Source organism: Streptomyces sp. NPDC032126 (assembly GCF_055580085.1).
The window spans coordinates 396797-417167 of record NZ_JBVIMA010000004.1 but is presented as its reverse complement, the minus strand read 5'-3'; the positions used below and the strand labels follow the sequence as shown (position 1 = coordinate 417167).

The window sequence follows — 20371 nt, the reverse complement described above, 5'->3', positions numbered from 1 at the left end:
CGGCCGGGCTCCCCCACGAAGGAGCTTGTGTGTCTCCCCTCTACGCGCGTCATCGGCGCAGCACCCTGGCCATCGCCACCGCCGTCGCCGCCGGAGCGCTGCTGACCAGCGGTCTGACCACCGCCAACGCCGCCGAGACCAAGGCGGACACCCCCGCCAAGGCCCCGCTGGCCGCGCCCGCCGCGCTCTCCGCCCCCGCCCGCACCGCCCTGATCCAGGACAAGCAGGCCGACGCCTCCGAGACCGCCCGGAAGATAGGTCTCGGCGCCAAGGAGGCGCTGGTCGTCCGTGACGTGGTGAAGGACGCCGACGGCACGGTCCACACCCGCTACGAGCGCACCTACGCCGGCCTCCCGGTCCTCGGCGGCGACCTCGTCGTCCACGAGTCCGCCACGGGCGCGAGCAAGGGCATCACCAAGGCCACCTCGGCCGCCATCAAGGTCGCCTCGCTCAAGCCGGCCATCACCGCGGCCAAGGCCGAGAAGCAGGCCCTGACCCTCGCCAAGGACGCCGGTTCGGCGAGCACCACCGCCGACAACGCGCCCCGCAAGGTGATCTGGGCGGGCAACGGCGCCAAGCCGACCCTCGCCTTCGAGACGGTCGTCGGCGGCCTCCAGGACGACGGGACGCCGAACCAGCTGCACGTCATCACCGACGCCGCCACCGGCAAGAAGCTCTACGAGTGGCAGGGCATCGAGAACGCGACCGGCACCGGCAAGACCCTGTACTCGGGCAGCGTCAGCCTCACCACCAACCTGTCGGGCTCGACGTACCAGCTGTACGACACCACGCGCGGCGGTCACAAGACCTACAACCTGAAGCACACCACGAGCACCGGCACCGGCACGCTGTTCACCGACGCGGACAACGTCTGGGGCACCGGCGCCGCCTCCAGCTCCACCACCGACCAGACCGCCGCCACCGACGCCGCCTACGGCGCCCAGGAGACCTGGGACTTCTACAAGGCCACCTTCGGCCGCAGCGGCATCAAGAACGACGGTGTCGGCGCCTACTCGCGCGTCCACTACGGCAGCTCGTACGTCAACGCCTTCTGGGACGACGACTGCTTCTGCATGACCTACGGCGACGGCGACGGCAACACGCACCCGCTGACCTCGCTCGACGTGGCCGGCCACGAGATGAGCCACGGCGTCACCGCCAACACCGCGGGCCTGAACTACAGCGGGGAGTCCGGCGGCCTCAACGAGGCCACCTCCGACATCTTCGGCACCGGTGTCGAGTTCTACGCCGGCAACGCCAGCGACAAGGGCGACTACCTCATCGGCGAGAAGATCGACATCAACGGCGACGGCACCCCGCTGCGCTACATGGACAAGCCCAGCAAGGACGGCGGCTCCGCCGACTACTGGTCCTCGTCCGTGGGCACCAAGGACGTCCACTACTCGTCCGGTGTGGCGAACCACTTCTTCTACCTGCTGTCCGAGGGCAGCGGCGCGAAGACGATCAACGGGGTGAGCTACAACTCCCCGACGTCCAACGGCTCCACCGTCACCGGTATCGGCCGCGCCAAGGCGCTGCAGATCTGGTACAAGGCGCTGACCACGTACATGACCTCGACGACGAACTACAAGGGCGCCCGCACCGCGACCCTGAACGCGGCGTCGGCCCTGTACGGCTCCGGCAGCACCGAGTACGCGACGGTCGCGGCCGCCTGGAGCGCGGTCAACGTCAGCTAGCAGCAGGCGGTTCGGACAAGGCGGCACCCGGGACGAGGGGATCCTGGGTGCCGCCGTACTCTTGGGACCCATGTCTTCGGCGCACTACACGTACGACGAGGTCGGCGGGACCCGCACCCCCGGCTTCTGTCCCCCCGGCTTCCACCCCCTGCTGGTGCGCTCGCGGATCGGGGAGGGCGAGGCGGTCTTCCGCCGAGCCGCCGAGGCCGTGCTGACCTGGGAGATGCACCGGGAGCTCGGCGTGGGCATCGACGCGACGGCCGAGCGGGCGGCCCCCGGCGTCGACGTCACGGTCACCCTGGCCGGAATGATCAAGGCGCCGTGCCGGGTGGTCTGGACGGCGGAGGAGCCGCGCCGCGCGGGCTGGGCCTACGGCACGCTGCCGGGCCACCCGGAGTGCGGCGAGGAGTCCTTCGTGGTGGACCGCACCGGCGACGGCACGGTGTGGCTGACGGTCTCCGCCTTCAGCCGCGGCGCCAAGTGGTACGCGCGAGCGGGCGGCCCGGCGGCCCGGGGACTCCAGCACGCCTACGCCCGACGCTGCGGAGCGGTCCTGCGCCGCCTGTGCGCGCCGCAGGACCCCTCCTGACCCCGGCCCGCTACCGCAGCAACACCCCGGCCGTCTCGGCGAGTTCCTCCGAGGGGGTCGCCAGCAGGCCCAGCTCCGCGCCGGACGCGAGCAGCCGGTGCGCGGGCAGGATGCGCACGGTGTAGCCGAACGGGCCCGTGCGGTCCAGGGAGAGCGGACCCTCGTACACCCAGCGGCCCTCCAGATCGGGGCCCGCCGTCGGCTTGAGCGCGACCGTCGTGGCGTCGGTGATGCGGTCCTCGGTGTCCACCCGGCCGGACAGGGCCTGCACCTCCACGTCGTCCGGGGCCAGCTCGCCGAGGCGGACCCGGACCCGCAGGGCGAGCGTGGTACCCAGCTCCGCCGTCGCCGTGGACGCCGAGGTCTCGACATGGTCGACCGCGACATCGTGCCAGGTGCCGCGCACCCTCGCCTTCCAGTCGGCGAGTTCACGGGCGGCGTCCGCGCCCATCGCCCGGTGGGCCAGGGCGGCCGGCATGTACAGGCGCTCGACGTACTCGCGGACCATGCGGCCGGCCAGCACCTTCGGGCCGAGCAGGGTCAGCGTCTGGCGGACCATCTCGATCCAGCGGTCCGGCAACCCCTGCCGGCCCCGCTCGTAGAAGCAGGGCGTCACCCGCTGCTCCAGCAGGTCGTACAGCGCCGCCGCCTCTATGTCGTCGCGCCGGTCCGGGTCGGTGGCGGCGCCGTCGGCCGTCGGGATCGCCCAGCCGAAGTCCGGCCGGAACCACTCGTCCCACCAGCCGTCCAGCACCGAGAGGTTGAGACAGCCGTTGAGCGCCGCCTTCATGCCGGACGTGCCGCACGCCTCCAGCGGGCGCAGCGGGTTGTTCAGCCAGATGTCGCAGCCCGGGTAGAGCTTCTGGGCCATCGCCATGCCGTAGTCGGGCAGGAAGACGATGCGGTGGCGCACGCGCGGATCGTCGGCGAAGCGGACCAGTTCCTGCACCAGCCGCTTGCCGCTGTCGTCGGCCGGGTGGGCCTTGCCCGCGACCACGATCTGGATCGGCCGCTCGGGGTGGAGCAGCAGCTCCATCAGCCGGTCCCGGTCGCGCAGCATCAGCGTCAGCCGCTTGTACGACGGGACGCGCCGCGCGAATCCGATGGTCAGGACATCGGGATCGAGCACCCCGTCGATCCAGCCCAGCTCGGCCGTACCGGCGCCGCGCTGCCGCCAGGACGCCCGCAGCCGCTGCCGTACCTCAAGGACCAGCTGTTCGCGCAGGTCACGCCGGAGTTCCCAGATCTCCGGGTCGGGGATGTCGGCGACGGAGTCCCAGCGGTCGGAGCCGCCGACGCTGAGCGCGTCCTCGGCGCGCTGGGCGCCGATCTGGCGGGCGCCCAGCCGGAGCACCTCCGGGGCGACCCAGGTCGGGGCGTGCACCCCGTTGGTGACGGAGGTGATCGGCACCTCGTCGGGGTCGAAGCCGGGCCAGAGCCCGGAGAACATCTCCCGGCTGACGCGCCCGTGGAGCAGGGAGACCCCGTTGGCGCGCTGGGCGAGCCGGAGGCCCATCACCGCCATGTTGAAGAGGTTGGGCTCGCCGCCGGCGTAGGTCTCCATGCCGAGCCGCAGGATGCGGTCGACGTCGATGTGCGGGAGTTCGGCCTGGGGTCCGAAGTGGCGGGCGACGAGTTCGCGGTCGAAGCGGTCGATGCCGGCCGGGACGGGGGTGTGGGTGGTGAACACGGTGCCCGCTCGGACCGCTTCCAGGGCGGCGTCGAAGTCGAGGCCGCCGCCGTGCGCGCCGCCGCTCAGCTCGGCGATCCGCTCCAGGCCGAGGAAGCCGGCGTGTCCCTCGTTGGTGTGGAAGACCTCGGGCTGCGGATGGCCCGTCAGCCGGCAGTACGTCCGCACCGCCCGCACTCCTCCTATCCCCAGCAGCATCTCCTGGAGCAGCCGGTGCTCGCTGCCGCCGCCGTAGAGCCGGTCGGTCACCCCGCGTTCGCCGAGGCCGTTCTCCTCGACGTCCGAGTCGAGCATCAGCAGCGGGACCCGGCCGACCTGGGCGAGCCAGATACGGGCGCGCAGCCGGCGCTCGCCCGGCAGGGCCAGCGTGACCTGGGCGGGGGTGCCGTCCTCGTCCTTCAGCAGGGCGAGGGGGAGTTCGTTGGGGTCGAGGACGGGATAGTGCTCCTGCTGCCAGCCGTCCCGGGAGAGGGTCTGGCGGAAGTAGCCGTGCCGGTAGAGCAGTCCGACGCCGATGAGCGGCACGCCCAGGTCGCTGGCCGCCTTCAGATGGTCGCCGGCGAGGATGCCGAGGCCGCCGGAGTACTGCGGCAGGGCCGCGGTGACGCCGAACTCGGGGGAGAAGTAGGCGACGGCGGCCGGTGGCTCGCCGTCCTGTGTCTGGTACCAGCGCTCGCCGGTCAGATAGTCCTTCAGATCGTCGGCGGCCGCCGTGAGCCGGCGCAGGAAGCGGCGGTCCTCGGCGAGTTCGGCCAGCCGTTCGGGGCGGACCCCGCCGAGCAGCCGTACCGGATCGCCGTCCGCGGCGGCCCAGTGCTCGGGGTCGACGGACTGGAAGAGATCGCGGGTTTCCGCGTGCCAGGACCAGCGCAGGTTGCGGGCGAGGTCGCTGAGGGGCCGGAGGGGTTCGGGGAGAACGGGTCGGACGGTGAATCGACGGATCGCCTTCACATTCCACCTCGTCGCGCGTGCGGAGGGGGACGCACCGAAGGGGTGCGTCCCGTCGTCACAGTCGACGGTAATGGTTCGCCGGGGGCGGTGGGGGCGTCCCCGCCGGGACACCCCTCATGGCGTAGCCGGCTCGGTGAACTCGATGTCGTCGGGCAGGATGTGCCCGATCTGTTCGAGGCGGCGGGCCACCGCGGTGGGGGTGCGGTCGAGCTCGTGGGCTGTCTCCAGGATCCGGGTGAGATGGACGACCTCGTCCGCGGGAAGCCAGTCGCCGCCGGAGTCGACGCCGATCAGATTCAGATCGTCGCCCGTCGTCCAGTCGCCGTCCGGTGGCTCGGCCGCCACGTCGTAGCCGCACCGGGTCAGTCGGGTGACGACCTCCGACGTGGACACGCGCCGGGAGTACGACACCCGCAGCACGTGATGCCACGGCACGAGACGCTCCGGATCGAGCCAGGGCGTCCCCCCGTCGTCGTGGCGGCTCATCAGCACCAGGTCGAGATAGTCGTGGGCGGCGAGCGGCGGTTCGTCGAGGGCGGCCACCCGGTAGTCGAGCCGGTGCAGCCGTTCGACCACCTCGGCGTCCGTCAGGTCGTGGTCCCGGGCCAGCGTCAGGATGTTCAGGGGTTCGACCGGTTTCGGGAGGTACGAACCCAGGGGCCGGCCGCCCTGGTGATTGCGGAGCAGATCCTCCATGAACCGCCGCAGGCGGCGGCGCTCCCCGGGCTCTGGCAGCGTCGGCGGTACGAACCCCATGACGACGAGCCGCTCCACCAGTTCCTCCTCGGTCCGCTCCAGCTTGCGGGCCTGGCTGAGGACGTGGTGCAGGGGGATGGGGTCCGACTCCCGCAGCCAGGGCTCCTGGCCGTCGCCGTCCTCGCTGATCAGCGAGGCGTCGATGTCGGGGTCGGGCACGAATCCGGCCGGCAGCAGGTATCCGGCGGCGGTCAGCACCTCGCGGATCCGCTCCCACTGCCCGGGGAACAGGGCCAGGGCGCGGACCAGATGGGTCGCCGGCACACCGCGGTCCCGGGCCAGTTCCGGGCTCTCCTCGCTGAGGTCCCGCCGGAGCACGGCGTGCTCCAGGGCCTCCTGCTGCTCGTCGTCGTCCCAGGAGGGCCCCCGCGATTCGGGACGGTCGAACTCGGCGTCGTCGGGGACCACCAGGCCGAGGCCGTCCAGCAGAGGGGCGAGGGAGCGGGCCTCCACTCCCTCCTTACGGGCGATGTCGAGCAGCCGGGACACCCGGACCTCCTCGCCCTCGGCGAGCCACGGCGGGACACCGTCACCGTCGCGGCTGAGCAGCCTGAGCAGCAGGGCGGGCGACACCGTCCCGGTCCGCTCGACGAGCAGCGCCAGGGCCTCCTCGTCGTACGGATCCAGACCGATCGCGCGCATCCGGTCCGCGGTCTCCCGCAGCGAGCGCCCGCTCGCCCGGGAGGCGTACAGCACCGCGCCGAGCTGGAGCCGGGCGCCGGCGGTGCGGCCCTGGGGGACGATCACCTCGTCCGTCGGACGGGCGAGGGGCGGTGTCGAGCGGGGCACCACTCCGCCCTCCGGGTAGGCGGCCGCCCAGGCCCGGGCCCGCCATTCGGAGAAGACGGTCGCGTCGCCCTCGATCACCGCCGCCCGGCCGGTCCGGCCGAGGATGCCGACCAGATCCAGGTCACTCGGGCAGCAGCCCACGGCCGAGGCGTCCACCGTCACCTCGTCCCCGGCGTCGCTGAAGAAGGTGAACCGGTGGCCGCGGGCCACCGCCTGCGCCGCGATCAGGTCGGCCAGCGGCCCTTGACGATCGGTCTGTACGGCGTCGAAGTCACCGATCGACCGGGTGTCCGACGTCCGCCCGTCCACCAGGGAGTTCAGCCACCGCAGGGTCAGGACGTGGCCGGGCTCGTCGAAGAGCACGTCGATCTTGCTCGCCAGCAGTCCCGCCACGTACTCCTCGTGGTCCTCCAGCATGGCCCCGCGGTCCAGGCGCAGGGTCGGCGCGTGCTCACTGGTGAGGTTGACGACGGACCCGAAGCGGTTCTCCCCCGCCCACAACCCGTCGGCGAGGACCGCGCCGAGTCCGGCGCACCACCACACCCCGTCCCCGGCGGGCTGCACCCGTGCGCGCTGCCGGAGTCGGTCGATGTCCTCCAGCTCGTCGTCGCCGGTCCAGTCCCGGGTCGGCGGCGGCACCAGCTTCCCGGCCGGCCAGACCAGGGGCTCCTTGTCGCCCTCCCGTACCGTCACGTCGAAATCGGACACCCACAGGTGCTTGCTGAGGACGTCACCGCAGGACACGTCGTCGTCGGGGTTGCGCAGATACAGCCGTACGGCCGTCCCCGAGGACAACGCCTCGCCCAGCGGGTGCACCCGGAACAGCGCGCCGGGCCCGTCGATCTCGACCATCAGCCGCTCGCCGTACCCGAGGCGGCGCGGCATGCGGGCCGTGGTCACCCGGATCTCGTCGGCCAGCATGAAGTAGCTGAGCACGCCGATGCCGAAACGGCTGTTGGGATGGAACGGGATGCCCGCCTCGGCCCACTCGGCGCTCTCCTCCAGGAACTCCCGCTCCTCCACGAACCGGCTGCCCGCGAACGCGAAGAGGTGGCGCAGTTCATGGCGGCCCATGCCGATGCCGTTGTCGCGGCACTCGATGAAGACGCGGCCGTTCTCGACCCCTTGGGTGAAGGTGATCTCGCCCTGCCAGGGGTCGGGGTCGTCGGGGTGCTGACGGTTCCACAGCAGGGCGCGGGCCTGCCGGTACCGGCAGGCGTCCAGGGCGTTCTGGTACAGCTCGCGCAGGGCGAGGGTGCGGTCCTGGTAGAGCTGTTCGCCCATCAGCAGGTCGCGGACGCGGTCGCCGTCCAGCCGGAACCGTACGTCGGCCTGGCCGTAGACGGGTCTGCGGTCCACCTTGGCGGGGCCGACCTTGTCGGCGTCGAAGCCGGCCGGAACGCCCCAGGTGGCGACGCGCCGGCCGGCCGTGCCGCGCAGCACGGCCCGCACGCTGCGGTCGAGGGCCTCGGTGTGGTCGCGCAGGGCGAGTTCGACGGCCTCGTGACGGCACTCGGCGAACATCACCCGGCGCGGCCCGTCCGGCTGCCAGGTCACCCCGCGCAGGGTCTCCCGGAACGCCTCGCCGCCGACCGGGTCGCTGATGCCCAGGTGCTCGGCGACCAGGGACGACAGCATGACCGGGTCGACGGCCATGTGGTGGGCGACGGTCAGCAGGGTGCCGATGTGCTGCCAGTCGACGGTGTGCTCGGCGCGGTCCAGGGCGGCCACGGTGTCGGTGTCGGTGTCGGCGGCCCGGTACTTCTCCAGGTTCTCCCCGACCAGCTCGGCGAGCCGCCACAGGCGGGCGGGGGTGAGCGCGGCGCGGACCAGGCGGGGCGCGAACACCGGTTCGTCGGGCAGCTCGACGAGTCCGGCGAGGCCGGAGGTGCGGACGGCCTCGCGGGCGGCGGGGTTGCGCAGGCGCAGCAGCCACTGCCGGGCCAGCCACCAGGCGACGGCGCGGGCGTCGTCGTCCCGGCCGCGCTCGCGGGCCCGGCGCTCGCGGTCCTGGAGGGCCTGGTGTCCGGAGCAGTACCGGTCGAAGGCCTCCCGGGTGGCGAAGCCGCAGCTCTCGGTGGGCGGCGGGCCGTCCGTGAGGGTCCACGGGCGCAGCGCGCGGGCCAGATGGGCGAGGCGGGTGCCGACGGCGGTGTAGAGGAAGGGGCCCGCGACGAGCAGCGCGGCCTCGGTGAGGCTGAGGCCGGCGGTCCGGCGGGTGTCGGTGGTGGAGCCGGGGGTGCGCCGGGCGTCCGCGATGGTGGCGGCGGGCGCGCGCCGGGCGGCGTCCCGCAGCATCGTCGCCACGCAGTCCGACATCCGGCGTTCGCAGTCGGCGGGCCGCCAGATGTCGCCGTGCTCGGCGAGCCACGCGTCGGCGCTGTCGGTGTCGTGGCCCCACAGGCCGACGAGCCGGGCGACCGCGTCCCGGAGCTGGACGACGGCCTCCTGCTCCTGGGCCTCGGTGAGGTACTCGCAGCGCACCCGCCGCCATGCCTCGTGGTCGAGCACCTTGCGCTGCCAGGGGTGTTCCTGTTCCGCCTCGCCCGCTCCGGGGCCGCGGCCGGGGAAGAGCAGCACGCCGTCCTTGCCGGTGGCGGCGTTGATCTGGACGCACTGGTCGGTCAGGCCGCGGTCCGCGCGGGCGATGGCGCGCAGCCGTTCGTCGAGGACGGTCTCCAGTTCGTCGAGGAGGCCGGGGAGGGCCCCGTCCTGGGCGATCTCGGTGAGGGCCCTGGTGAAGTACGAGTAGCCCTTGGTGTCCTCCGCGCCCTCGGTGCCGGGCTCTCCGGTCTGGGGGCCGGCCGCCGGGCTGAAGCCCGCCTTGCCGTAGCGGGTGCAGGCGTAGACGTGGGCGTAGCGGGGTTGTTCGAGGACGTCGGGGGCGGCCTGGAAGCCGGTGTTGCCCTTGCTCCACCCGCCCTCGTCGACGTCCTTGTACTGCCCGAGGGGTGCCCGGCAGGCGTCGACGACGACCACCAGCTGGTCGGCCTCCGAGCGAGCGAGGAAGTCGCCGAACTCGATGCGCAGGCAGGTCTCCTCGAAGGTCTCGTAGCCGAGCCGGGCGGGTCCGGTGACGAGGAAGTCCGAGCCGTCCTTGTGGAAGCCGTGACCGGACAGGACCAGCAGCAGGTGGTCGCCGGCCGCCGCCTCCCCGACGAACTCCTCGACCTCGCCCCTGATGTGCGGCCCGTTCCAGCCGTCGGCCTCCCGGACCTCGGCCTCCTCGTACCCGGCCTTCTTCAACGCCCCGGCCAGCGAGCGCAGTTCGGACGTGATGAACGGCATGGACCAGAAGGAGGGGTCGCGGTAGTGGTCCACGCCCATCAGCAGGGCGCGGAACCTGCGCTCCCTTCCGTCGGGTCGCGCCCCGTCAGCCTTCATCGCCGGCGGGTCGGGGGGTGAGGGTCAGCTGGATCGCGCCGGTGCGCTGGGCCTGTCCGCCCACGCCCATGACGACGACCTGCCCCGAGGCGGTGAGCTGGCAGGACACCTGCACCTGGGAGATGCCCCAGCCGTCGGGGCCGGACTGCTGGAGGCCGTCGAAGGCGTCCCGCAGACCGGCGAGGGTGCGGGCCAGCTGGGCGTTGAGATCGGCGGGTTTGAACGTACGGCGGCGCAGCCGGGGTTCGTCATCGCCGCGCCCGGACCGCAGTCCGCCGCCCGACTTGTCGAAGCCCCCGCGTCCGGTTGCCGTGTCGTCGTCCACCACGAGGAACTCCAGTTCCTCGGCACCGTCGACCGGCGCCCCCTCGTTCGACCGCATGCCCCGCTCCTCCCCGCTCATTGCCGCCTTCGGCCGATGATAGGGGCATCGGGCAGCATCGGAGCTTGACGACACTTCAGCTGCCCCCGTACGCCCCGGCGATGACGCCTCGTCAGTGCTGCGGGGCGGCTCCCCGTCCCGTACGGCCGACCGGTGGGCAGGGGGGACTCTCCGGCCAATACGGCCGATTCCCCCTCCGCAGGCCGTCTTGTGACCCTTCGCCCCGCACGAGAGGCTGCATCTGACGCACCCGGCACGCACCGGTGGGCGTCGCCTTTCGAGGAGGGGACTCGAACCATGGCACGGACGCGAGAACGGCGTCTGCGTCGGGCGGGGGGCCTGATCGCGGTGGCCACGGCCGCGACGCTGTCGGCCGTCACCCTGCCCGCGCACGCCGCACCGGAGGGGACCGTCATCGGCGCCGGAGCACCCGGTTCCGTCGGCGGAAGCTATCTCGTCACACTGAAGGAGGGGGTGCGGGCCCCGTCGGCTGAGGGCGCCCGTCTGATCGCCCACTACGGGGCGGAAATCAGCCACACCTACGGCTCGGTCCTGAACGGCTACGCGATCACGGCCGACGCGAGACAGGCCCGGCGGCTCGCGGCCGACCCCGGGGTCGCCTCGGTCGTGCAGGACACCCGGGTGGTCGTCGGCGAGACGGAGTGGGGGGCACAGGGGGCCCGGGGGGCCGTCAAGGCGCCGGCGTCCTGGGGGCTCGACCGGATCGACCAGCCCGCTCTGCCGCTCGACGGCGACTACCGCGCCCCGTCGTCGGCGGGCGCGGGCGTGACCGTGTACGTCCTGGACACCGGCATCCGGATCTCGCACCAGGACTTCGGGGGACGCGCGAGCTACGGCTGGGACTTCGTCGACGGCGACGCCACGGCCGCCGACGCCAACGGCCACGGCACGCATGTCGCCGCCACCGTCGCCGGCACCGCCTACGGCGTGGCGAAGAAGGCGCGGGTCGTCTCGGTGCGGGTCCTCGACAAGGCGGGCGCCGGCACCACCTCCCGGGTGATCGCCGGCATCGACTGGGTGACGGAGCACGCGCACGGACCGGCCGTCGCCAACCTCAGCCTCGGCGGCCCGTACAGCGCGCAGCTCGACGCGGCCGTACGCGCCTCGATCGGGGCGGGCGTGACGTACACGGTCGCGGCCGGCAACGACGGCGAGGCGGCCGCCCGGCACTCGCCCGCCGACGTCCGCGAGGCGATCACGGTCGGCGCGACCGGCCCGAAGGACACCCGGCTCCCCTATTCGAACTATGGCTCGACCGTTGATCTGTTCGCGCCGGGCGGGTCCATCGTCTCCGCCTCGAACAGGAATGACACGGGCCGTGCGGTGTACTCGGGTACGTCGATGGCGGCCCCGCACGCGGCGGGGGCGGCCGCGCTGTACCTGGCCGGTCACCCGAGGGCCACCCCCGCCCAGACACAGAAGGCGCTGCTCACGGCCGCTGTGAACGGAAAGGTCTCCGGTCGCGGGGCGGGGTCGCCGAACAAGCTCCTGCAAGTCCCCTCGCCCTAGCGGCGGGTGGGCCACGACCGGCCCCGAGGCGCCCCGAACGGGGCCGGTTCTCCCTATCGACATACGCGCGAGTAGTTAACAAAGTGCCGGATTGCCCACCCGAATAGGGTGGGAAGGCTCCCGCAGGACCCGCCTCACCCCTTCCCTCCGCCCACCCCCGTTGCTGCGGACAGGAGCGGTCATGCCCGCCACGCACCACTCGTCAGCACCCCCGACATCCCGTACCGAAACCCCCCGTGGACGGCCCGTCGGCACCGACGCCGGACCGCCGAGCGGCCGGAGCCCGGAGCGATCCTCCGCCCCCGTCGTGGGCCGCATCCCGGTCCTCGACGTCCGTCCCGTCGTGCAGCACGGCCGCCGGCCCGCCAAGGCGGTCACCGGCGAGTCCTTCGAGGTCTCGGCCACCGTGTTCCGTGAGGGGCACGACGCCGTCGCCGCCAATGTCGTCCTCACGGCCCCCGACGGCCGCCGCGGCCCGTGGACACCGATGCGCGAACTCGCCCCCGGCACCGACCGGTGGGGGGCTCTCGTCACGCCCGACGCGCCGGGACTGTGGTCGTACGCCGTGGAGGCGTGGGGCGATCCGGTCGGCACCTGGCGGCACCACGCGCAGATCAAGATCCCGGCGGGGATCGACACCGACCTGGTCCTGGAGGAGGGCGCGCGGCTGTACGAGCGGGCCGCCGTCGGAGTGCCCCGGGAGGGCGGGCGGCGGGACGTCGTCCTGGCCGCCGTCGCCGCCCTGCGCGACGAGTCCCGCCCGGCCGCGTCCCGGCTCGCGGCGGCGTTGGCCCCGGAGGTGGAGGAGGTACTGGCCCGCCATCCCCTGCGGGAGCTGGTCACCGCGTCGGAGCCGCTGCCGCTGCTGGTGGAGCGGGAACGGGCGTTGTACGGCGCGTGGTACGAGTTCTTCCCGCGGTCGGAGGGCACGCCGGAGCGTCCGCACGGCACGTTCCGCACGGCGGCGCGACGGCTGCCGGCGATCGCGGAGATGGGCTTCGACGTGGTGTATCTGCCGCCGATCCATCCCATCGGCACGACGTTCCGCAAGGGCCGCAACAACTCGCTGTCGCCGGGGCCCGATGACGTGGGCGTGCCGTGGGCGATCGGCTCGCCGGAGGGCGGGCACGACGCCGTGCACCCCGAGCTGGGCACGCTGGACGACTTCGTGTGGTTCGTGGAGCGGGCGGCCGAGCTGGGCCTGGAGATCGCGCTGGACTTCGCGTTGCAGTGCTCGCCGGACCATCCCTGGGTGCACAAGCACCCGGAGTGGTTCCATCACCGGCCGGACGGCACGATCGCCTACGCGGAGAACCCGCCGAAGAAGTACCAGGACATCTACCCCATCGCCTTCGACGCCGACATGGACGGGCTGGTCGCGGAGACGGTGCGGGTGCTGCGGCACTGGATGGCGTGCGGGGTGCGGATCTTCCGCGTCGACAACCCGCACACCAAGCCGGTCGTCTTCTGGGAGCGGGTCATCGCCGAGATCAACGGCAGGGACCCGGATGTGATCTTCCTGGCCGAGGCGTTCACCCGCCCCGCGATGATGCGCACCCTGGCCGAGATCGGCTTCCAGCAGTCGTACACCTACTTCACCTGGCGTAACACCAAGCAGGAACTCACCGAGTACCTGACGGAACTCTCGGGCGAGGCGGCCTGCTCAATGCGGCCGAATCTGTTCGTCAACACGCCCGACATCCTGCACGCGTATCTTCAGCAGGGCGGCCGGCCGGCGTTCGAGGCGCGGGCCGTCCTGGCCGCCACGCTGTCCCCGACGTGGGGCGTCTACAGCGGCTACGAACTGTGTGAGAACACCCCGCTGAGGGAGGGCAGCGAGGAGTACCTCGACTCGGAGAAGTACCAGCTCAGGCCCCGCGACTGGGACACCGCCGACACCATCGCCCCCCTCATCACCCGGCTCAACGAGATCCGCCGGTCCAGCCCGGCCCTGCGGCAGCTGCGCGATCTCCACTTCCACCACGCCGACCAGGACGGAGTGATCGTCTACTCGAAGCGGAGCGGTTCGAACACGGTTCTGGTGGTCGTCAACCTCGACCCCCACCACACCCAGGAGGCGACGGTCTCGTTGGACATGCCGCAACTCGGCCTGGAATGGCACGAGTCGGTGCCGGTGCGCGACGAGCTCACCGGTGAGACCTATTACTGGGGCAGGGCCAATTACGTGCGTCTCGAACCGGGAACCCGTCCCGCGCACGTCCTCACCGTCCTGCGACCGTCCACCCCGCAGATCGGAGGGTCACCCACACGATGATCGTCAACGAGCCCGTTCCGGACACCTTCGAGGACACCCCCGCCAAGGACCGCGACCCCGACTGGTTCAAACGCGCCGTCTTCTACGAGGTGCTCGTCCGCTCCTTCCAGGACAGCAACGGTGACGGCGTCGGCGACCTGAAGGGCCTGACCGCCAAGCTCGACTATCTCCAGTGGCTCGGCGTGGACTGCCTGTGGCTGCCGCCGTTCTTCAAGTCGCCGCTGCGGGACGGCGGTTACGACGTCTCCGACTACACCTCGGTGCTGCCCGAGTTCGGCGACCTCGCCGACTTCGTGGAGTTCGTCGACGCCGCCCATCAGCGCGGCATGCGCGTCATCATCGACTTCGTCATGAACCACACCAGCGACCAGCACCCGTGGTTCCAGGAGTCGAGAAGGGACCCCGACGGGCCCTACGGCGACTACTACATGTGGGCCGACGACGACAAGCAGTACGCCGACGCGCGGATCATCTTCGTGGACACCGAGGTCTCCAACTGGACCTTCGACCCGGTGCGCAAGCAGTACTTCTTCCACCGCTTCTTCTCCCACCAGCCGGACCTCAACTACGAGAACCCGGCCGTACAGGAGGAGATGATCTCCGCGCTGCGGTTCTGGCTGGACCTGGGCATCGACGGCTTCCGCCTCGACGCCGTGCCGTATCTGTACGCGCAGGAGGGCACCAACTGCGAAAACCTTCCGGCAACCCATGAGTTCCTCAAGCGGGTCCGCAAGGAGATCGACGCGCACTACCCGGACACGGTGATCCTGGCCGAGGCCAACCAGTGGCCCGAGGACGTGGTCGACTACTTCGGCGACTACGCCTCCGGCGGCGACGAGTGCCACATGGCGTTCCACTTCCCGGTCATGCCCCGCATCTTCATGGCGGTGCGCCGGGAATCCCGCTACCCCGTCTCGGAGATCCTCGCCAAGACCCCGGCCATTCCGGCGGGCTGCCAGTGGGGCATCTTCCTGCGCAACCACGACGAGCTGACCCTGGAGATGGTCACCGACGAGGAACGCGACTACATGTACGCGGAGTACGCCAAGGACCCGCGTATGCGCGCCAACATCGGGATCAGGCGGCGGCTGGCGCCCCTCCTCGACAACGACCGCAACCAGATCGAGCTCTTCACGGCCCTGCTGCTGTCGCTCCCGGGTTCGCCGATCCTCTACTACGGCGACGAGATCGGCATGGGCGACAACATCTGGCTCGGTGACCGCGACGCCGTACGCACCCCGATGCAGTGGACCCCCGACCGCAACGCCGGCTTCTCCTCCTGCGACCCCGGCCGACTGTATCTGCCGACCATCATGGACCCCGTCTACGGCTACCAGGTCACCAACGTCGAGGCGTCCATGTCGTCGCCCTCGTCGCTGCTGCACTGGACCCGCCGCATGATCGAGATCCGCAAGCAGAACCCCGCCTTCGGTCTCGGCAGCTACACCGAGCTCCAGTCGTCGAACCCGGCCGTCCTCGCCTTCCTGCGCGAGGCCCCCCTCACCGAGGGGAACGGCGACGACGTGGTGCTGTGTGTGCACAACTTCTCCCGGTTCGCCCAGCCCACGGAGTTGGACCTGCGCCGCTTCAACGGCCGCCACCCGGTCGAGCTGTTCGGCGGGGTCCGCTTCCCCGCCATCGGCGAACTGCCGTACCTGCTCACCCTCGCGGGCCACGGCTTCTACTGGTTCCGGCTCCGCAGGGACGCCGCCTAGAACCCCGGGGCGGACCGGTTTCCGTCGGTCCGCCCGGGGCACGCATCAGTAACACCCCCGACCCCTCGGGGAAAGGACGTGACGCCATGGCGGACACGGTCACCACCCGCGCCGGCGCGACCACCACGAACCCCGGCCTCCTCGCGTCGCTGGATCCCCTGCTGCGGGAATGGCTGCCCCGGCAGCGCTGGTTCGCCGGCAAGGGCCGGCCGGTCACCGGCTTCTCCCTGGTCGCGGCCACCGAACTGCTGCCGTCGGAGGGCCCGCTGGGCCTGCACCATCTGCTGCTGCGCACCCAGGAGGGCAGCGTCCCCGGCGACTGCTACCAGCTCCTGCTCGGCGTGCGCGAGGCCCTGCCGCCCCGGCTCGCGCCCGCGCTGATCGGCCATGTGACGGACGGCCCGCTGGCCGGACGCACCCTCTACGACGCGCTGTACGACTCCCGGCCCGCCGATCTGCTCCTGGAGGCCCTGCGAACGGGCGCGCGGATCGGGGCCCTGCGCTGCGAACGGGACCCCGGGCAGCGGATCCGTGCCGGGCTCGTACCGCGCCTGGTGACGTCCGAGCAGTCGAACTCGTCCGTCGTCTACGGAGATACGTTCATCCTGAAGCTGTTCCGCCGGGTGGTGCCCGGGATCAACCCCGATCTGGAGCTGCCGCTGGCCCTGGCCCGCGCGGACTGCGCCAGGGTGCCCCCGCCGACGGCCTGGATACGCGCCGAGCTCGGTGACGAGCCGTACGTCCTCGGCGTGCTCCAGCCCTTTGTGCAGGGGGCGCTGGACGGCTGGGAACTGGCGCTGCGGCAGCTGTCCAAGGGGGAGGACTTCGCCGTGGAGGCGCGGGCGCTCGGCCGGGCCACGGCCGAGGTGCACACGGCGCTGGCCCGCGCGCTGCCCACGGTCACCCTTCAGCACGCGCACCTGCGCCCGCTCGCGGACGGCATGGCCGAGCGCCTGGAGGCGGCCGCGCAGGCGGTGCCCTCCCTGCGGCCGTACGCCCCCGCGCTGCACACCGCCTACACGGCGCTCGCCGACCTCGCGGCGGAGGGCCGCAGCTGGACCGCCCAGCGCGTCCACGGCGATCTGCACCTCGGGCAGTGCCTGCGGGCGCCCTCCGGGGAGTGGACGCTCATCGACTTCGAGGGCGAGCCGGCCAGGCCGCTGGCCGAGCGGCGCATGCCGCAGCCGATCGAGCGGGACGTGGCCGGCATGCTGCGCTCCTTCGACTACGCGGCCCACTCGGTCGAACCGGCGGCTCAGGGCTGGGCCACGGTCTGCCGGGCCGCGTTCTGCTCCGGGTACGCGGAGGTCTCCGGCGTGGACCCGCGCACCGACCCCGTCCTGCTGCGGGCCTACGAGACGGACAAGGCGGTCTACGAGGTCGTCTACGAGGCCCGTCACCGTCCCGACTGGCTCCCCGTCCCGCTCTCGGCGATACGCCGCCTCGCCGCCCCCGACCAGCCCTGAGCCACCCATCGTCGCCCTGGAGGCCCCGTCCGTGACTCCCACCCCCTCCCCCCACGAGAAGAAGAAGCCGACGGCGACCGAGAAGAAGGCGACGGCACGGAAGAAACCGACGACGACGAGGAGGACCCCGGAACAGACGTCACCGGCACCGGAGAAGAGCCCGACGACCGGGAAGCCGGCGTCCGAGGGGACGACACCGACTGCGGCGAAGAAGACGGCCACGCCGAAGAAGGCTCCGGCCAAGAAGGCGCCTGCGGCGAAGAAAGCGGCTCCGGCGAAGAGGGCAGCTCCGGCGACGAAAGCAGCTACGGCGAAGAAGACAGCGCCCGCCAAGAAGGCAGCCCCCGCGAAGAAGGGGCCTGCGGCGAAGAAGACAGCTCCCGCGAAGAAAGCGGCTCCCGCGAAGAAGACCGCGCCCGTGCGGAAGGCGGCCACGGCCGAGAAGGCGGCTGCCGCGCAGACGGCCGGCACCGAACAGGTCGCCCCCGCGCGGGCCGGCACCGAACAGATCGCCCGCACGCAGGCCGGTTCCGAGCAAGCGACCCGCACGCAGGCCGGCGCCGAGCAAGTGGCCCCCGTGCTCGCCGCCACCGAGCACGTGGCTTCCGAGACGGTCGGGCCCGTGGAGATCGCCGTGTCCCCTGCCCTGTCCGGGGCCGAGCGGGAGCGGCTCATTGCCGGGGAGCATCATGATCCGCACTCGCTCCTCGGCGCCCACCCCGTCTCCGGTGGGGTCGTCTTCCGGGTCTTCCGGCCGTACGCGCGGTCCGTCACCCTGCTCTCCGGTGAGCTGCGCGCCGCGCTGCACGACGACGGGGACGGTTTCTTCTCCGGGCTGCTGCCGCTGCGGGAGGTCCCGGCCTACCGGCTGCTGGTGGCGTACGAGGATGCGGTCCTGGAGGTCGAGGACCCGTACCGCTTCCTGCCGACGCTCGGCGAGCTGGATCTGCATCTGATCGGCGAGGGCCGGCACGAGGAGCTGTGGACGGTGCTGGGCGCGCACCCGATGGTCCACGAGGGCGTCCCCGGCACCCGCTACTCGGTGTGGGCGCCGAACGCACGCGGCGTACGGCTGGCCGGCGGCTTCAACTTCTGGGACGGCACCGGGTTCCCGATGCGCTCGCTGGGCTCCTCCGGCGTCTGGGAGCTGTTCGTGCCGGGCATCGGCGAGGGCGAGCTGTACAAGTTCGACATCACCCGCCCGGACGGCTCGCACACCCTGCGCGCCGACCCGCTGGCCCGCCGTACGGAGGCCCCGCCGAACACCTCGTCGATCGTGACGTCCTCGCACTACGAGTGGGGGGACGAAGAGTGGCTCGCCCGGCGCGCCGACCGGCCCGCGCACCAGGCGCCCCTCTCGATCTACGAGGTCCATCTGCCGTCCTGGCGCCCAGGGCTGACGTATCGCCAACTCGCCGAGCAGCTGCCCGCGTACGTCCGTGACCTCGGCTTCACGCACGTCGAGCTGATGCCGGTCGCCGAGCACCCCTTCGGCGGCTCCTGGGGCTACCAGGTCACCGGGTTCTACGCGCCGACGGCCCGGCTCGGCACCCCCGACGACTTCCGTCACCTGGTGGACGCGCTGCACCGGGCCGGCATCGGCGTCCTGATGGACTGGGTTCCGGCCCACTTCCCGCGCGACGACTGGGCGCTGGCGGAGTTCGACGGCCGCCCGCTGTACGAGCACACCGATCCGCTGCGGGCCGCCCACCCGGACTGGGGCACGCTGGAGTTCGACTTCGGGCGGCGCGAGGTGCGCAACTTCCTGGTCGCCAACGCGGTGTACTGGTGCGAGGAGTTCCACATCGACGGCCTGCGGGTGGACGCGGTCGCCTCGATGCTCTACCTGGACTACTCGCGCGAACCGGGCCAGTGGACCCCCAACGAGCACGGCGGCCGGGAGAACCTGGACGCGGTGGCGTTCCTCCAGGAGATGAACGCGACGGTGTACCGCCGCTGCCCGGGCGTGGTGACCATCGCCGAGGAGTCCACCGCCTGGGACGGCGTCACTCGCGCCACGCACCACCGGGGCCCGAGCGGCTTCGGCGGGCTGGGCTTCGGTCTGAAGTGGAACATGGGCTGGATGCACGACTCGCTCCAGTACATGAGCCATGAGCCGGTGCACCGCAAGTACCACCACCACGAGATGACCTTCTCGATGGTGTACGCGTACAGCGAGAACTACGTGCTGCCCATCTCCCACGACGAGGTGGTCCACGGCAAGCGGTCACTGGTGTCGAAGATGCCCGGCGACTGGTGGCGGCAGCGCGCCGACCACCGCGCCTACCTCGGCTTCATGTGGTCCCACCCGGGCAAGCAACTCCTCTTCATGGGGCAGGAGTTCGCCCAGGGCGCCGAGTGGTCCGAGGCACACGGCCCCGACTGGTGGCTGCTCGACCCCGCCTACTCCGCCGAGCCCGACCACCGCGGTGTGCGCGACCTGGTCCGCGACCTGAACGCGCTGTACACCGCGACTCCGGCGCTGTGGCAGCAGGACACGGACCCCGCCGGTTTCCAGTGGGTGACCGGGGACTCGGCCGACGACAACGTCTTCGCCTTCCTGCGCCACGCCGCGGACGGCACGCCGCTGCTGTCGGTGAGCAACTTCTCCCCGGTGGTCCGCCACGACTACCGGCTGGGCGTCCCCGACGACGTACCGGCCTGGCACGAGGTGCTCAACACGGACGCGGCCCGCTACGGCGGCGGCGACATCACCAACCCGCACCCCGTCAAGCCGGAAGCCCAGCCCTGGCACGCCCGCCCGGCCAGCATCCGGCTGACGCTGCCACCCCTGGCGACGGTCTGGCTGCGCCCGGCGTGATCCCCGCCCACGCCGGGCGCACAGGCCGCTCACGCCGCGCCGGGGCTCACTTCCAGTGCAGGTCGTTGAGGTTGTTGCTGGGGTTGTACGTGCAGAAGTAGTGCTGGCCGTACTGCCGGCCGATCGTGACGTTGTACCAGTCGGCGTCGCTCTTGCAGCTGCCGCAGTTGCTGTAGCTGCGCACGAAGTGGCTGCCGATCGGGGCCGACGTCGGGAAGGAGCAGGAGTTCGCCGCCGACGCGCTCGGCGCGGCGATGAACAGCCCGGTCCCGGCCAGCAGCGCCGTGATGGCACCGCCCGTCAACAGCTTCTTGGTGCGTCGCATG

General features: G+C 71.9%; 11 protein-coding genes. 7 read left to right on the top strand and 4 right to left on the bottom strand.

The genetic code is table 11. The features are described 5' to 3' along the window. Positions 1–29: 29 nt before the first annotated feature. Both ACZ5NW_RS18280 and ACZ5NW_RS18275 read left to right on the top strand, forming a co-directional pair. The gene (locus ACZ5NW_RS18280) at positions 30–1697 is read left to right on the top strand and encodes a M4 family metallopeptidase (RefSeq protein WP_468744850.1); all 1668 of its coding nucleotides are present in this window, start codon (positions 30–32) and stop codon (positions 1695–1697) included. A gap of 70 nt (positions 1698–1767) precedes the next feature. Then, the gene (locus ACZ5NW_RS18275; protein ID WP_468744849.1) at positions 1768–2286 is read left to right on the top strand and encodes a DUF1990 domain-containing protein; all 519 of its coding nucleotides are present in this window, start codon (positions 1768–1770) and stop codon (positions 2284–2286) included. 10 nt (positions 2287–2296) lie between these two features. Here ACZ5NW_RS18275 and ACZ5NW_RS18270 read toward each other — a convergent pair whose 3' ends face one another. From ACZ5NW_RS18270 to ACZ5NW_RS18260, 3 genes are all read right to left on the bottom strand, one after another. Next, positions 2297–4927, bottom strand: a complete 2631-nt coding sequence (locus tag ACZ5NW_RS18270; RefSeq protein WP_468744848.1) for a glycosyltransferase family 1 protein — start codon at positions 4925–4927, stop codon at positions 2297–2299. A 114-nt stretch (positions 4928–5041) separates the two neighbouring features. Continuing rightward, positions 5042–9856, bottom strand: a complete 4815-nt coding sequence (locus ACZ5NW_RS18265) for a wHTH domain-containing protein (protein ID WP_468744847.1) — start codon at positions 9854–9856, stop codon at positions 5042–5044. Further along, positions 9846–10238: a Pepco domain-containing protein gene (locus ACZ5NW_RS18260; RefSeq protein ID WP_468744846.1), complete on the bottom strand. Its 393-nt coding sequence runs from the start codon at positions 10236–10238 to the stop codon at positions 9846–9848. Before ACZ5NW_RS18260 ends, ACZ5NW_RS18265 begins: the two co-directional genes overlap by 11 nt. Positions 10239–10535: 297 nt before the next feature. Between ACZ5NW_RS18260 and ACZ5NW_RS18255 the strand changes: the two genes are divergently transcribed. The 5 genes from ACZ5NW_RS18255 to glgB all read left to right on the top strand — a co-directional run bounded on the left by ACZ5NW_RS18255 (position 10536) and on the right by glgB (position 20045). Next, on the top strand, positions 10536–11768 hold the full coding sequence (locus ACZ5NW_RS18255) for a S8 family peptidase (protein WP_468744845.1): 1233 nt from the start codon (positions 10536–10538) through the stop codon (positions 11766–11768). A 181-nt stretch (positions 11769–11949) separates the two neighbouring features. Further along, the gene (locus ACZ5NW_RS18250) at positions 11950–14043 is read left to right on the top strand and encodes an alpha-1,4-glucan--maltose-1-phosphate maltosyltransferase (protein WP_468744844.1); all 2094 of its coding nucleotides are present in this window, start codon (positions 11950–11952) and stop codon (positions 14041–14043) included. After that, positions 14040–15758: a maltose alpha-D-glucosyltransferase gene (gene treS / locus ACZ5NW_RS18245; protein ID WP_468744843.1), complete on the top strand. Its 1719-nt coding sequence runs from the start codon at positions 14040–14042 to the stop codon at positions 15756–15758. Before ACZ5NW_RS18250 ends, treS begins: the two co-directional genes overlap by 4 nt. Positions 15759–15844: 86 nt before the next feature. Further along, positions 15845–17224 (top strand): maltokinase N-terminal cap-like domain-containing protein, encoded by a 1380-nt coding sequence (locus ACZ5NW_RS18240; RefSeq protein ID WP_468744842.1) that lies wholly within the window; start codon positions 15845–15847, stop codon positions 17222–17224. 31 nt (positions 17225–17255) lie between these two features. Then, on the top strand, positions 17256–20045 hold the full coding sequence (glgB, locus tag ACZ5NW_RS18235) for a 1,4-alpha-glucan branching enzyme (RefSeq protein ID WP_468744841.1): 2790 nt from the start codon (positions 17256–17258) through the stop codon (positions 20043–20045). Positions 20046–20091: 46 nt separating this feature from the next. On the opposite strand, the gene ACZ5NW_RS18230 is transcribed toward glgB, so the two are convergent. Further along, positions 20092–20370 (bottom strand): hypothetical protein, encoded by a 279-nt coding sequence (locus ACZ5NW_RS18230; RefSeq protein WP_468744840.1) that lies wholly within the window; start codon positions 20368–20370, stop codon positions 20092–20094. Position 20371 lies beyond the last annotated feature (1 nt).